The organism is Spirosoma foliorum (assembly GCF_014117325.1).
In the GTDB taxonomy this organism is placed as follows: Bacteria; Bacteroidota; Bacteroidia; order Cytophagales; family Spirosomataceae; genus Spirosoma; species Spirosoma foliorum.
In genome coordinates this window covers 8,087,080-8,102,775 of record NZ_CP059732.1, presented here as the reverse complement: position 1 = coordinate 8,102,775, position 15,696 = coordinate 8,087,080, and the positions used below count along the sequence as shown (strand labels likewise).

Here is a 15,696-nt window from a genome sequence, read left to right as displayed (position 1 = left end):
CACACTGCGGACAGAATGTCCGCGTTACTCTAACTCCACTCCCGGTCGGCCGAATCTTTCGTATTCCAGACATCGGTAGGCGCAAACCAGGTGCCACCTTTTTTGAGAAATTTCTTGGCAACCTCTTCGTTTAGTTCAACGCCAAGGCCTGGTTTATCAGGAACCCGAACAAATCCTTTGTCAACAATTGGTTTGATACCCGTTACCAAATCTTCCCAACCGGCCACATCGACGCCGTGATGTTCCAGCGCGACAAAATTCTCCGTAGCAGCTGCACAGTGTACGTTGGCCATCATCGAGATTGGCGATCCGGCAAAGTGCATCGCCATTGGAATACCTTTTTCTTCGGCATAATCGCCTATTTTCTTGGTTTCCAACAACCCGCCTGACGATGCCAGATCAGGGTGAATCATATCGATGGCTTTCGCATCGATGAGTTTAATAAATCCTTCTTTCAGATAGATATCTTCGCCAGTCAATGTCGGCGTGTCGATAGCGTCAGAAATCTGTTTCCATTGATCGGTATAGAACCAGGGAACAAGATCTTCGAGCCACGCGAGCCGGAATGGCTCCATCGCTTTACCAATTTGAATAGCGGTATTTACGTCGAAGTGACCAAAGTGATCGGCAGCTAACGGGGTATCGTAGCCCACAATTTCACGCACTTTACCCACGTGTTCCACTAATCTATCCAGTCCTTTTTTCGTGACCTGAATCCGCGTAAACGGGTGTTTTGTGTTGGCATAGTTGCCTAGTTTCCCTGGCTCTGCATCACTCCACTGGCGTTTTACACTCCAGTTGTTGGCATTCACCAGCATACCCGGTTGATCGGCCAGCATACCAATACCGAAATCCATTTTTAGGAACGTATAGCCCTGATCCCGGCGCTTTTTCATATTCTCCGCGAATCCTTCGTAGGTATCAGCTTCGGGTGTATCGGCATACAACCGGATAAAGTCACGGTATTTGCCACCCAGAAGTTGATAAGCGGGTACACCATATGCTTTACCAGCCAAATCCCAAAGTGCCATTTCAACGCCACAAACGCCACCAGCTGCCCGGCTTTGTCCGCCAAACTGCTTGATCTGCTTGAATATCTGTTCTACGTTGCACGGGTTCTTGCCCAACAGTCGGCTTTTCAGCATGAGCGCGTAGTTGGCACTGGCTCCGTCGCGAACCTCACCCCAGCCTACCAGACCCTGGTTCGTATCGATTCGAATAATTGGGCTACTGAAAGGCACGCCTTGCAGGATGGCCACCCGCATATCTGTAATTTTCAGTTCCGATGGTTTGGCAAAACGGCTTACTTTCTGCGTAATAAATTCCATCTCCTGTTCTGGCGATTTATCGAACATGAGACCGAGTGAGAGACCACCTAATCCCGCTTTACGGAAAAAGTCACGGCGATCAGAGGAGTTGTCGGGAGAAGACAACCGGGAGAAAATGTCTTTCATGGTAGAACTTGAGGGTTTAAGGCTATTCTATACAGGATTTTAGAAATGAGTAGGGGCATTCCGCGGCAAAATTGAACGAGCGCCTACTATGGTCTAACGTTCTCGTCAGGGATGTATATAAGTAGACTAATGCCAGTATTTTACTTATGCTTTAGGCTTTTTGGTTTAGAATTCCCCCTTAAATCCTTCGTTTTTCCATCTCAAAGGTGATTTCCTGTGTAAGCTGAAAATCAATTTGATTGACCAATCAACTCTACCTAAAGCAATGACAAAAAAAACACTCGTCGTATTGACACTTATTACCCTTTCGGTGAGCTTTTTCGCCCAGGCGCAACGGATAGGTTCATCGCCTGAATACATAACGGCATTAACCTCAAACTGGAAAGGCGAACGGTTCCCGGACGGTCGTCCGAAGATTCCGGATATCGTGCTGGAACGGCTACAGAATTGTACGCTGGAACAGATTTGGGGGTATCTGGGTAAAAAAGGTTATCGGAATCAGGTCGAGAAAGACTGGGTTATTCTTAAACCCGGTGAAACAATGACAGGGCGAGCCGTAACGGCTCAATTTATGCCTACCCGTCCTGATCTCGATAGTCTGGTACGGGCGCAGGGCAAAGCTGAAGGTCGTTCGCAAAAAGGCGGGATCAACATCTGGCCCATCGATATCCTGACCAAAGGCGATATTTACGTAGCTGATGGTTATGGCAAGATTAAAGACGGCACGCTGATCGGGTCTAGCCTGGGCAATGCCATTTATGGCAAAACAGGCAAAGGCGTCGTTTTTTATGGATCGGTTCGCGACATGCAGGAATTGAAGGACACCAAAGGCTTCAACGCTTGGGTAAAAGGGCATGATCCGTCTTATATTAAAGACATGACTCCAACGTCCATCAATGCGCCTATTCGCATTGGAGAGGTTACCGTACTTCCTGGTGATGCCGTTTTTGCTAACGAATACGGCACCGTGTTTATCCCGGCCCATCTCGTTGAAGGATTGGTATCGGCCTCTGAAATGACTGCCTTACGCGATGAATTTGAGCGAGTTCTTTTGCAACAAGGTAAATACCCATCGGGCGAAATTCACGGCGATTGGTCGGATAAAATCAAAGGTGAATTCAGAACATGGGTTAGTAAGTATCCTAAGAAGTTAGCGATCACCCAAAAAGATGTGGATGCTTATCTGGCAAAAGAAGGGCATTAATAGATTTATTGGATCTGGCGCGGGTTTGAACCCGTGCCTTCTATATAGCCAGCATTCGCTGGCCCTCATTCAACCAGCGTCAGTGAATACTGACGAATAAGAAGGCACGGGTAAATACCCGCGCCAGTGTTCATAATTAACAACTCGAATGAAATCCCGAATTACTGTCTTAGCATCACTTATCACTGCGTTTTGTGCCGCGGGTCCTTTACTTGCACAAACAATCCCTAAAGATGAATTGATCTTTTTAACATCGGAATGGAAAGGCGAACGGTTCCCGGATGGTCGTCCTAAAGTTTCGGATAACTTAATAGAACGGGCTAAACACATTGGGATTGATGATGCCTGGACCGTCTTAAAAAACGAAGGCTACACCAATCAGTTTGAAGGCAACTGGAAACTGATTCACAACGATGTTGCTGTAACCGGACGAGCCGTAACGGCCATGTTCATGCCCAGTCGGCCCGATGTTGAGAAAACGATTAAAGAACGCGGCATTACCAAGCAAGGTCGAAAAGGCAACACCAATACCTGGCCGATAGAAACCCTGACCAAAGGCGATGTGTATGTGGCCGATGGTTTTGGTAAAATTGGTGGGGGAACCTTAGTAGGTGCCACCTTGGGCAACGCTATTTTCAGTAAAACGGGCAATGGGGTGATCTTCAATGGAGCGGCCAGAGATTTGCAGGAACTCGAAAACATAAAAGGGTTCAACGCCTTTGTTCGCGATTTTCATCCGTCGTTTCTGGAAGAAATGGTGCTCATGGGTCTGAACACACCAATCCGAATCGGCAATGTGATGGTCCTCCCTGGCGATTTGGTGATTGCGCAACGAGAAGGCGTTCTTTTTGTACCGGCCCACATGGCCGAGCAGGTTGTCAGCACCGCCGAGTTTGTTGTCCGTAAAGATCAGTTTGGCTTTGAAACCGTCAAGTCGGGCAAATACACCACCGGTCAGATCGATAGTCAATGGACCGACGAAATCAAAACTGATTTCCTGAAATGGTTGACGCAACATCCAGAGCTAGGAACGATGACTCGGCCAGAATTGGATAAAGTAATGAGTAAGAGAACCTGGTGATACTGTAGCGCGGCTGGAAAGCCGCGTAGCCGCAGGCTAACTATGTAACCGGAAGTTTTAGCCTAAAGTTACGCGGCTTTCCAGCCGCGCTACAATAAAAAGGCTCCCGTTGTTCAACGGGAGCCTTTTTACTAAACGATAGCTAACTCTATTAATAGAACTTCGCCCGGCGATCTTCTACTTTCGATGCATCTTTGATAGCCTCGTTGATGTAGAAACCTACACGTGAGGTATTGTTTTGCTGAAGCTGTGTTTTGTACATCGTGTAGTCAGCAACGGCTGGAGCAGGTGTCAGCGAGGCTGTTTCCATGATCAGTACACCGCTTTCGCCAGCGAAAGGTTTCGAGCGTTTGCCAGGCTTCAGACCGAATGCTTTTCCTAAAGCAACAGGATCAACACCCGCGCTACGCAGGAAGCCAGTAGCCAGATTAACATCATCAGCCAGTTCAACTAAGGCTCCTGAACCGTACTTTTGAGCAACCGCATCAAGCGTACCGCTTGGGTTACCTAGTTTGCTGATAATCTGCTCAGCTTTCAGTTCGTTACGAACTTTAGCGGTCAACTCAGTCCGGTAGTCTTCAACTTCTACCTTGTCTTTATCCGTTTTGTTGGTCAATACGGCAATAACATATTGGTCACCCACTTCGAATGGTTCCGAAACAGAATTCAGATCAGTTTTATCATTGAATGCCCAACGAACAATCTGCCGAACTTCGGTGCCTGACAAAGCATTGATCTGAGCAGCTCCTTCTGGAATCCGATCAGCTGTCGCTACGACCAGCGATTTATCTTCTTTCACCTTAGCATCAAACTCTTCTTTGCTGTGAACCGTCGAGGCAAACTCATCGGCTTTGCGCAGCGCTTCATCACGCGTTGTTTGGCTTGGTGCAATCGTTTTACCGATAGCGGCTACACGGTAGAGCGTATTGGTTTTAGGCTGCGTTACTTTGATGATGTGATAACCAAATTCGGTTTCAACCAGACGAGGAATCAGACCAGCACCCGTAGCACCAAAAACAGCTGATTCAAATGGTTTTACCATCTGACCATTGTTTTTAAAATAACCTAAGTCACCACCAGCCTGAGCAGAACCATCCTGGCTGTTAGCCTGTGCCAATGCTTCGAAACTAGCACCACCCTGAATTTGCTTCAGGATACCTTCTGCCTTCCGACGAGCCTCTGCCTTAGCCGAATCAGCCAACCCTTTGGTTTGGATCAGGATATGGCTGGCGCGAGCGGTATAGCTTGTATCTTTCTTACTACCACCGTATTTGTAGATGAAATAGGTGTTGTTCTCACGGAAGGGGCCATAAATACCACCTGGCGTAAACGTTGGGATAGCCGCCCGGAGTTGTTCTGGCATTTCGCCTGCGGTCAGGTAAAGAGGAACTCGAACGTCGCTATTTTGCTGAGCAAAAGTCGAGTCGTTCGAAGCTGCGCCTAATCCACGTGCCAACGACTTGATTTCGTTGTACAACGTCGCGCTATCTTCTTTAGAAGGAGCAACCGAGAACGTTACATACTGAATTGACCGGCTGTCGGCACCAGGATACTCATCTTTGTGCTTGTTGAGGTAATCCTGCAACTGCGAGTCGGTCACCTTAACCGTCGTATCGTTGATCGTGTAATATGGCACGAACAGGAATTTCACATTCGCTTTCGAATTTTGCGCCTGATATTCCTTCTGAGCTTCAGCCGTAGTAGCAAAGATCGACATACGCATCAGCCCTTCGTACTTGTCGCGAAGCCGGTTCGAGCTTAAGTTTTTCTCGAAACTAGCCCAGGCAGTCTGTTGCTGAATAGGCAGATTCTTTAAGCCTTTCAAATAGCTAATGATTGAGCTTTTGTCGAAAACGCCCGTTTGAGGATTTGTAAATGCCTGACGAACGGCGGGGCTGATGTTGTTGCCCTGTACCATGTCGACAAGTTCTTCGGGCGAAACCTGAAGGCCAAGCTTATCGAACTCTTTCTGGTAGGCAATGTCAAACAGCAGCTGATTCCAGGCTTGTTCCCGAACCTGACCCATTTCCTGATCGCCAGGAGCGCGGCCCGTTTGTTGTTCGTATTGTGCCCGAAGTTCGTCTACTTTCGCATTGAACTCTTGATAATCAATGGATTGACCGGCAATTTCGCCGACTTTTTGTTGATCGCCACCGAACAGCAGGCTACGGCCGCCGAGCAAATCTCCACCCACAATGAACAGGATCAAACTGACGGCAATAACGCCTACAGCCAACCCCGAACGTTCTCTGATCTTATTAATGACAGACATTTCGCTTTTAACAGTCAATTTAGCCCGCAAAATAACAATTTTCCCTGTTCGAATACAAGTAGTAACTGTATATCTATCCCCAAAAGTGAGGAGTTGGCTCCACAACGTCTAAACAAAAACGGTGCCACCTCCTGAGAGAAATGGCACCGTTTCCAAAAAAGAGCCTAAACTTAGTTGTCTTTTTTCAATTTATCGCCCGCTTTATCGAAGGCATCGCCTATGTCACGACCGGCGCTTTTAAAGCCCGATTTTACATCTTTCCAGGCATCGGCAGTCGCATTTTTGGCTTTATCGATGTCTCGATCTAAGTCTCTCCGCTCATCTTCCAGCTTCACTTTCTGGCGTTCGGTTTCGGCTTTCGCCTTATCTTTTTGTTTGTCGGCCTTTGCCTTTAATTCATCAATTTTCGCATCCAGTTTTTCTTTCTGGATCTTCATTTTAGCAACCGCTTCGTCGCGTTCTCGCTTAAAATCAGCGGATATCTCTTCTGATTTGGCATCCGCCTTCTCGCCCGCTTCTTTTAAATCTTCCTTCGCCTTTTCGGTCGCATCCTTAGTATCAGCGGCAATGGCATCGCCCGTTTTTTCGAGCGCATCCTCTGTACGCGATTCTTTTTTACCGTCGGAACCGCACGCTTGCAAGAGTGCCAATGAGGCTACCAACATTAGGGTACCGGCAACGTTCTTCAATCGGGTCAGTATTAATTGTGGCTTTTTCATAATACGTTGTGTGTAGTTTGATTTCTACCAACCCTTTTGACAAATGATGTGCCAGAACTTACATCCCTCACCCCAACCCCTCTCCCAAACAGGAGAGGGGCTAAACATTCTCATTTCCTACTTCCATTTAATCGCGCAACCAATGGGTTTGGTGATGGGTGATTGAACGGGACGACCAGCTAACAGGCTACTGACGGCCTCATCGACATACCGACGTTGTACACTGGCTTCGTCCTGTGGGCTATCGTCGATGGTCCCTACGTATTCCAGAACGAACTGGTTATTTGTTTGCTTGAGCACATACACCTGTGGCGTACGCGTGGCGCCAAAAGCCCGAGCGATAGCCTGTGTTTCGTCGATGGTATAAGCATATGGAAAACTCTTATCGCGGGCACGAACTTTCATATTTTCGAAGGAGTCTTCTTCATAAGCAGCCGGGTCATTCGGCATGATGGCCAGTACCGGGTAGCCCTGGGACGAAAATTTACGATCCAGCGCACTGACTCGATCTTCATAGGCTTTCGCAAATGGGCAGTGATTGCTCATAAACACGACGATCAATCCTTTCTGAGAACGGTAATCGGCTAACGAAATCGTACGACCATCTACGTTTTTCAGGCGAAAATCGGCGACAACGTCCCCTAATGTATAGCCTTTCGGTTGAGCCTGTGCCGTTGATAAAGTCAGTGACACCAGCAGGGCCATTAAGGCAAAGCGAACTAGTTTATTTGTTTTCACCGGAGTATTCTTTTTTGGTTAGACAACAAATACAGCATAAAGATTAGTTTACCCGTATTTTAGCCCAATGAATCGACTACTACTTGGGATAACTTTCGTGTTGCTTATAACCAATATCGCTGTTGGCCAACTGGTACGCATATCCAACGAAAGTAATCTGGAGTTAGGCAGAGATAAGTGGCAATTTATGCCCGGCGATGATATGAAATGGGCTGACTCGGCCTTTAATGACAAGTCATGGAAAAAACGGTCTATTGAAACAGCGATCGAACTAAACGATACGACATGGTCAAAAAACCAGGCCTGGTTCCGGCAATCCCTGTATCCCGGAAAAAGTCTTCGTCAGAAAGATCTTCGTCTCGTTGTCAAGCAGTTCGGTTCGTCTGAAATTTATCTGGATGGGAAACTATTTGCCACGCTTAAACCCGCCCGGTTTGATTCAGGCGGTTCTCAGCGACTTATTCGATTTATTCCCATTCACTTTTCCGATACAAGCCGACATACACTGGCCATTCGGTACCAGTTTCGACGCGATCCAATCGTTCAGGCATCGACCGACATTTCTCCGTTAAGCATTCATTTTCAGGAAGCCGATCAGGTGGGCATTTCGTTAGTGGATGAAACCCAGTGGCCAGCGATACTCAATGGATGCTTTATAGGTTTATGTGGCGTATTGGCGCTCCTCCATTTTCTGTTTTACCGGGCTAATCGGAAGCAGCCAATTAACCGGACGCTGGCCTGGGCTATGCTGTTTTTTGCCCTTTCGGCCGCCATGTCGGAGTTAAATGACTACGTAGGTACACTCACGTATGTTTCGTTAACCGATCTGCTGAGTGATGTAAGTCTTCATGCAGGTTTCATCCTGATTCTCACCGCTGTTTATCAGTATTTACACCTCCGCCGACGCTGGATTTATTATGGTATTCTGGCCATAGTTTTTCTTGACCAGCTTTATCGAACAGGTATTGGTAGCCTCCTCAACGAATTCGGCTGGATTCCCCTGGCACTAGTTATCCTCGATTATATCCGGGTAAGCTGGTTAGGGCGCAAAATGAAGGATGTGGATGCCCGATTACCCTGGAATGCCCTGAAAGCGTCTTTATATTGCTTTTTGCTCATCATTGTATTTGGTATTATCACCGGCATTTTCGAATCGCTTCGGAATAATGTTATAGAGTACATGCTGGTTGTTTTCGTGCTTCTCGTTGCGGGCGCCATCATTAGTATTCCCGTTGGCCTGTCGCTTTCTCTGGTACGCGATTACACCCGCACCTATAAGGCTCTAGGCGATAATCTCCGGGAAGTTGAACAACTTTCGGCCCGAACGCTGGCTCAGGAACAGGAAAAGCAACACTTGCTGGCCCGGCAAAATGAATTACTGGAAGAACAGGTACAGGCTCGTACGGCAGAACTCCACCAGTCTCTCGAAGAACTAAAGGCAACACAGGATCAATTAATACAACGGGAAAAATTAGCTTCATTGGGTGAACTGACCGCGGGCATTGCTCATGAAATTCAGAATCCACTCAACTTCGTCAATAACTTCGCCGAAGTCTCGGTCGAACTTGTGCAGGAGATTAATGAAGAACGGGCAAAGCCCGAAGGTGAACGCGATACTGAACTGGAAACCGATTTGTTAAGTGATCTGGGCCAGAATGTACAGAAAATCAGTGATCACGGCAAACGGGCCGCCAGCATCGTTCGGGGTATGCTTCAGCACAGCCGAGCCAGTTCGGGACAGAAACAACCCACTGATCTAAATGCGCTCATCAATGAATACCTGCGGCTGGCTTATCAGGGGCTTCGGGCAAAAGATAAATCGTTCAATGCGCATCTGACTACCCACTTTGCCCCCAATCTACCGACAATCAACCTGGTACCGGAAGACATTGGGCGAGTATTGGTCAACCTGTTCAACAATGCGTTTTATGCCGTCCAGCAGAAGAGTCAGTTGGAATCCGGTTTTTCACCAATGGTATTTGTTCAAACTAGCCAGGATGGTGGTCAATTAGTTATCCAGATCAGGGATAATGGAACGGGCATTCCTGACGAGGTTCGCCAGAAAGTATTTCAGCCTTTTTTCACGACCAAACCCCCAGGCCAGGGAACTGGGCTAGGTTTATCGCTTAGCTACGATATTATTGCCAAAGGACACGGCGGCCTATTGAGCGTCGACACCAAACTAGGAAAGTTTACAAAATTTACGATAAAGCTTCCGCTTGAGTAAGCATGGCATGAATCACTCCGGTATCAACGCATACTGATCAATCGTATTCCCCGTCTTCCGGCTTTCAGCGGTGCGTTCCAAGCTTAACGACAGTCCATCGGGTTCGCTCAGAATATAATATTCAATATTGCCGCCGGTGTTGGTTGGCTTCGGGTTTAGATTCGACAAAATCAGTCGTTTGTTATCGGTCGAGACGGTCCAGGTGCCAACGGTTAATCGGCCGTCCACGTCTTTCAACCGCACGGTATCGGGCCTACTCAGGTCGAGCCGAAAGTTCGTGTAGCCGGGTTTAATATTATTGGTAGCACCCAGCGTAAACACCAATAAATCGGCTTCTTTTACGGTGTTGGCTTTCCAGACTTTGTTAATCAGCGACGTAATGGGCGTAACCGTTTTGGGCTGACAGGCTGCCAGACTCCCAAGAATAGCTGTAATCAACAGGTATATAACAGGCGTTTGCTTTTTCATGGCAGCAGAATACGTTTGGCAAGTTTGCGCCCATCGGCAACAATATTAATGATATACAGACCCGTAGGCAGGGTATCGAGATTGTAGTCCCAGCGATCAGCCGGACGTACCTTTCGGTTGTCGGTCAGTACAGTTCCCCCACTGGCTGTATGAAGCTGAATCGTCGTCTGGGCCGTTGTAAACCAGTTTGTAATGACGTGTAGTGTACGTTGACTCACAAAAAGCGTGGTATGGGTTTCCAGCTCATCTTCCACAGCGATGATCACTTCTTCAACCCGCGCCGTTGCGACATTTGAATAATCTGAACTACCCGCTGTATTTACGGCTTTGATCCGGTAATAATAGGTTGTAAACTCCTGTAAACCCATGTCCACATAGCTCGTCTGCGAAGCCGGGATTTGCTTAAGCTCAGAAAAGGGCCCGTTAGGATTTGAAGCCCGCTCAATGACAATAGTAACCGCTTTAGCGCTCACGGCTGCCCATGTCAGTTTTATCTGATCGTAATCAAACACCTGAGCGACTAAATTAGTCGGAGTTGCTGGCGGGGCTAGAGGTGTTGTGGCGCAGGCAGCATCGGTATAAGCCGAAGGGCCAGCCGCATTTTTCGCTCGTACCCGATAGCAGTACTGCGTATCGTCGGTCAGGTTCTTGTCTTCATACGTAGTCGTATTGGCAGGTACATCCATAATCTTGGTGAAGGTGCCTGTCGCGCTAGTACCCCGCTCGATCTCGAAACCACTCTCGTTATTCGACAGATCGGCCCAAACCAGGTTGATCTGGCTTGTCGATACGACAGTAGCGGTCAGTCGGGCGGGAGCGGCTGGCGGGACATCGGGCGTAGCCGCATCGGCGACGTTACTATTATTCCCCGTTCCGCTCACGTTAGTTGCCCGAATGCGGTAATAATAATGCTGATTCTTGGTCAGGCCATTGTCTGTATAGCTGGTTGCAGTACCCGCTACCGTCGAGACAGAAGTCCAATTGCTAACGCCGTCAGGGCTGCGTTCAATAACGATGGTGGCTGCATTTGGGATAGCCGTCCAAGCCAGGCTAATCTGGGTCGTTGAAATAGCTGTGGCTTTCAGGTCTTGGGCTGCTGTAGGTGGACCAACGGGTGTTGTGGCATCAACCACATTGGAATTGCCCGATGGCCCGGCTGCGTTAACGGCCCGTACTTGGTAATAGTAATGGGTTTGGGGGGCAACCGTCTGATCGTTATACGTAGTCGTGTTGGCAGGCAGGTCGATGAGCTTGGTAAACGTAGCCCCATCAGGCGATCGTTCCAGTACAAACCCACTTTCGTTGGTCGAGTTGTCGGCCCACTGCAAACTGATTTGACTGTAGGTCACCGACGTAATCGTCAGATTAGTTGGCGCTGTTGGCGGTACGTCAGGAGTGGTTGCATCAGCGACGTTACTATTATTACCTGTTCCACTCGCATTAGTCGCCCGGATTCGGTAATAATAGTGTTGATTCGGCGTCAGGCCATTATCGGTATAGCTCGTTGCCGTACCGGCCACCGTTGTGAGCGAATTCCAGTTACTTGACCCGTCTGGACTCCGCTCAATGACGATACTGGTCGCATTGGCGATAGCACTCCAGGTCAAACTGATTTGCGTAGTTGACGTGGCCGTGGCTTTCAAATCCTGAGCGGCAACGGGCGGACCAGCAGGCGTGGTTATGTCTACGACATTGGACGGGTTCGACGAACCAGCCGCATTGACCGCCCGAATGCGGTAATAATAATGCGTCTGTGGCTGTACAGATTGATCTGCATAGGCCGTCGCGTTTGCGCCCGCATCCGCAATTTTGCTCCAGTTGGCCCCATCTGTCGAGCGTTCGATCTGAAATCCAGCTTCGTTGTTCGACAGATCAGCCCATTGCAGGCTAACCTGATTGTAGGTAAATGAGGTAATAGTCAGCCGGGCTGGATCGGCAGGCGGCACATCGGGCGTAATGGCATTCGCAACGCCAGAATAATCGCCCGGAACACCAGCACTGTTCACCGCCCGAACCCGATAGTAATAGCGCGTATTGGGCGTCCGTTCATTATCGGAAAATGTAGTGGCTGTCGCAGGCGAAGGGCCAATCTGTTGCCAGCCATCGTTACCATTCGGGCTGCGTTCCAGTTGATAGCCACTAGCTCCGGCTACCGCGTCCCAACTCACATTAATTTGGGTAGTTGACGTTGCTACAGCCGCTACATTTTGCGGAACGCCTGCGGGAGGTGCGGGCGTCGTAGCGCAGGCAGGCGGATCGGTATAACCGCTGGCACCCGCATCGTTCACAGCGCGCACCCGATAGCAGTATTGCGTACTTGCCTGAACACTCTGATCGCTGTACTTAGTCGTGTTAGCCCCTACGTCAGCAAGTTTAGTATACGTACCCGCCGAGCCATTTGTAGATCGTTCAACCTCAAATCGGGTTTCATTATTACTTAGGTCAGCCCATTGCAGATCGATTCGGTTATAAGCCACCGCTTGAGCCTGCATTCGGCCGGGAGCCGCTGGGATGCTTTGGAGGGTCGTTTTACAAACTATTGCCGAATAGTCATGCCCACTTTCACCAATCCGGTAGCAGTATTCCGTGTTCGATTCCAGACCCGTATCGGTAAATTCGCCACTATCGGCCAGCCAGTCTTTGATCTTATCAAAATTGCCCGTTTGTCCTTTGCGTCGTTCAATCGTAATGCCCGATTCTTTCCCGTAAGGCGTCCAGTTTAGCTTAATGGAACTACTGCTTAACGTGGTTGCGGTCAAATTTTTGATATTGGTCGGCGTGAGTGGAATTGTTTGGCAGGCAGGTCCGGCATAGCCCGATGAGCCTCCAGTATTCACTGCCTGAACTCGGTAACAATATTGCTGGCCACCAAGTACGCCATTGTCTGTCAAAGTAGGCGCCCGGCTGTACGAAACGGTCTGATATAGGCTATAGGCCCCACCTTGTACAGACCGCTCGACCCGATAAGTTGACGCCGTACCGCCTGAGCCATTGCTCCAGCTAAGCACCACACTACCGTTTTGCAGGGTTGCCGTAAGGCCCGTTGGCATTCCTGGTGGTTCGGGAGGTGTGGTAATGGTGAATTCGTTGGAATAACCCGAAGCCGCTCCCGTCGCAAAAACGGCCCGAACTCGGTAAGTTCCTCCGCCAGTTGTATTGTCGGTATAGGTTGTCACATTGGCGCTAACTTCACCGATTTTGGTATAGCTGGCGAAGTTGTTTCGTTCGATCTCAAACTTGGTTTCGTTCGTCGAATTGTCTTTCCAGGTAAGCACCACCCGATTGTATGCCGGTGCCGTCCCCGACAGATTCGTTGGGGCATTGGACTGCGCCAACAGATGAGTTGACGCCAGCAGCATCAAGCTCAGTACAAGAAAACCTATGCGTGATTTCATAGCTAGTTGACGTCAATTTTTACCCGATTCGAAAGTCCCGACTCACGCCCATCTTGATAAATTACTTTAACCGCGTACTCATATTGTCCTTTCTGAACGGCTCGATCCGTAAAGGTCAGCTCACGGTTAACGGCATCATACGAGCGTAAAATCTTGGCCTCGTTGGACCGGTAAATGACAAAACGAGCGTATTGATCAGGGTGCTTCCAGTTCAAGACAACGGTCTTACCATCGGGACTTACCTGCACGCTAAGCTGCTTAGCCGGACGAGGCACCATCTGTAACGTGCTCGTATTGAGCGGAAATGATTCGCCAGATCGCAACCCGGCCGAATCAATTGCTACGAGCATATAGCTGTACTGGGTATTTGGTTTTACCTGCTGATCTACGTAGCTATTTTGTTTCGGCGTTAACTTGCCTAACTCATGCCAGTTCTCGGTATTTGCCCCCCGGCGATACAAAACCTGCTCCCGAACGTCTTCGCTGATGCTGGCTACCCATCGTAAGGCAATAGCAGTGTCGCTGGCCACGTAATCGCTAATAACCGGACTGGTCGGTGCCACTTTATCGGGCCGAGCTAATTCCAGCATATCGGATGGTGGACTTGGGTTGTAATTTTTGTCGTAGGCGACAACGCGGTAATACAGTTTCTTCGTTAACGTGGTCAGCGTAGTGCGATCTTCGAAAACACTGGTTGGCAGATAGCTGCTGGTACGATTGGTGAACACATGGTCGGCCTGATTCGCCATCAATACCGCATAACCCAGAATATCAGGCTCTTTGTTTGGGTCCCAGACAATCCGTACAAAGCCTGTTGTGTCAATATAGCCCTGTAAATTTTTGGGTTTCGCCGGACCCGTTACATCCTTGAACGTGCAGTAAGCGGCCATCGACGGGTTCGAATTCTTCGCCGTGTCGATCGCAATTACTTTGTAAAATGTTTTCTCGTAGGGGTTCGCCGTTTCATCGACGTATTCACGAACCGTTTTGCCCAGTACCTGCTTTGTTAGCGGACTCAGTGGTTTGTTTTCGTCGCTTCCCCGCGCAATAATGTACCCGGCAAAATCGGAGGACATACTAGGCTGCTCCCAGGTAATGCGAACTTTACTACCGCTCAGGTGTTTGGCCTGCACGTTTCGAGCGCCAACGGGTGGCGTTAAGTCGACACCTTGTGCGGTTATAACGGGCGAGGGGATGCTTCGCTCGGCAAAAGGCGAAATGCCCACCACGCGGTACTGGTATTTCACGTAATTCTGTTTTAGCGAATCGACGTAGCTATACAATGCCTGCTCCGACTGAATCGGCGCTTGCGTATAGGGCATCCGATTCATGCGTCGAAATGTTCGTCCGCCATCCTGCGAACGCTCAATGTAATAGGCAGAAAACAGTTCGTCAGTAACCTGCCGATCCCAAACGAGTTTGATGGCGTGGTCTTTTTGTTCTGCCCGAACAACTGGCATCGGCGGACGGGTATAAGGCCCCACGTTGCTAACCAGCACCTTTTGTTCATCAACCGACAGCAGCTTTCCGTCGTAACGGGGTGTTAGGTAATAAAAATACTGTACTCCTTTTTTGACGGCCCGGTCGATGTATCCTAATCCCATACCTTCTGCATGACGCGCGTTTTCATCGGCCAGCATCAGCAGAAACATTAGTTGAAAATCGTCCCGACTTTTCTGCTGCATTAGCTTATCGAGCGTCACGGGATCGTTGGCCGACTGAAGGACACTGCTTTTTCCGTAAATCAATTGGGCGCAGGCAGCCGCCAGACTATCAGTGCGCGAAACGCGTTGTTTCCACTCGTTGAGTGTCCAGACTTTTACATCTTTCTGAAAATCGACCTGTAATCGCCCATTGGCACCCAGGCTCCTACGCGTTAAGATATACCCGCCACTGCGGTTGATTTCGCGGTACAGAATAATGTTATGAGGAGCCCATCGAACAACAACCGAGTCGCCAAAGGCTCGACCTATCATGGATAATTCGAAATGGGTATCGTTGCTGGAAGTGGCCGTTTGAGCAGGAGGACGGGTAGCCGCTGGCGTAGTTGGGCCTGGCGCACGTTGGGCCATCAGACTCGAGCCCGACATACCCATGAACAGAACAAGAAGCGTGACGAATACTTTCATGATCAGGTT

At 49.1% G+C, this 15,696-nt stretch carries 10 protein-coding genes; 3 read left to right on the top strand and 7 right to left on the bottom strand.

Features of this window, described 5'->3' with window-relative positions:
- Positions 1-29: 29 nt before the first annotated feature.
- A complete protein-coding gene (locus H3H32_RS34160; RefSeq protein ID WP_182460174.1) occupies positions 30-1,454 on the bottom strand; it encodes a mandelate racemase/muconate lactonizing enzyme family protein in 1,425 nt (474 codons plus the stop codon).
- Positions 1,455-1,719: 265 nt separating this feature from the next.
- On the opposite strand from H3H32_RS34160, the gene H3H32_RS34155 reads away from it, so the two are divergent.
- Together H3H32_RS34155 and H3H32_RS34150 are read left to right on the top strand one after the other, a co-directional pair.
- Entirely contained in the window at positions 1,720-2,658 is a 939-nt protein-coding gene (locus H3H32_RS34155; protein ID WP_182460173.1) for an RraA family protein, read from the top strand.
- Between the two features lie 148 nt (positions 2,659-2,806).
- Positions 2,807-3,739: an RraA family protein gene (locus H3H32_RS34150; protein WP_182460172.1), complete on the top strand. Its 933-nt coding sequence runs from the start codon at positions 2,807-2,809 to the stop codon at positions 3,737-3,739.
- Positions 3,740-3,890: 151 nt separating this feature from the next.
- Here H3H32_RS34150 and H3H32_RS34145 read toward each other — a convergent pair whose 3' ends face one another.
- From H3H32_RS34145 to H3H32_RS34135, 3 genes are all read right to left on the bottom strand, one after another.
- The gene (locus H3H32_RS34145) at positions 3,891-6,011 is read right to left on the bottom strand and encodes a peptidylprolyl isomerase (protein ID WP_182460171.1); all 2,121 of its coding nucleotides are present in this window, start codon (positions 6,009-6,011) and stop codon (positions 3,891-3,893) included.
- Between the two features lie 170 nt (positions 6,012-6,181).
- A complete protein-coding gene (locus tag H3H32_RS34140) occupies positions 6,182-6,730 on the bottom strand; it encodes a sll1863 family stress response protein (protein ID WP_182460170.1) in 549 nt (182 codons plus the stop codon).
- 117 nt (positions 6,731-6,847) lie between these two features.
- Positions 6,848-7,435, bottom strand: coding sequence for a thioredoxin family protein (locus H3H32_RS34135; protein WP_182464569.1), 588 nt, complete (start codon positions 7,433-7,435; stop codon positions 6,848-6,850).
- A gap of 100 nt (positions 7,436-7,535) precedes the next feature.
- On the opposite strand from H3H32_RS34135, the gene H3H32_RS34130 reads away from it, so the two are divergent.
- Positions 7,536-9,695: an ATP-binding protein gene (locus H3H32_RS34130; RefSeq protein WP_182460169.1), complete on the top strand. Its 2,160-nt coding sequence runs from the start codon at positions 7,536-7,538 to the stop codon at positions 9,693-9,695.
- Positions 9,696-9,707: 12 nt separating this feature from the next.
- Here the strand turns inward: H3H32_RS34130 and H3H32_RS34125 are convergent, their stop codons facing one another.
- Genes H3H32_RS34125 through H3H32_RS34115 form a run of 3 tightly spaced genes read right to left on the bottom strand, consistent with a single transcriptional unit; the run spans position 9,708 to position 15,687 of the window.
- On the bottom strand, positions 9,708-10,163 hold the full coding sequence (locus H3H32_RS34125; protein ID WP_182460168.1) for a hypothetical protein: 456 nt from the start codon (positions 10,161-10,163) through the stop codon (positions 9,708-9,710).
- Positions 10,160-13,558 (bottom strand): fibronectin type III domain-containing protein, encoded by a 3,399-nt coding sequence (locus H3H32_RS34120; RefSeq protein ID WP_182460167.1) that lies wholly within the window; start codon positions 13,556-13,558, stop codon positions 10,160-10,162. The genes H3H32_RS34125 and H3H32_RS34120 overlap by 4 nt, the downstream gene beginning before the upstream one ends.
- A gap of 2 nt (positions 13,559-13,560) precedes the next feature.
- Positions 13,561-15,687 carry a fibronectin type III domain-containing protein gene (locus H3H32_RS34115; RefSeq protein ID WP_182460166.1) on the bottom strand — a complete coding sequence of 709 codons (2,127 nt, stop codon included), beginning with the start codon at positions 15,685-15,687 and terminating at the stop codon, positions 13,561-13,563.
- Positions 15,688-15,696 lie beyond the last annotated feature (9 nt).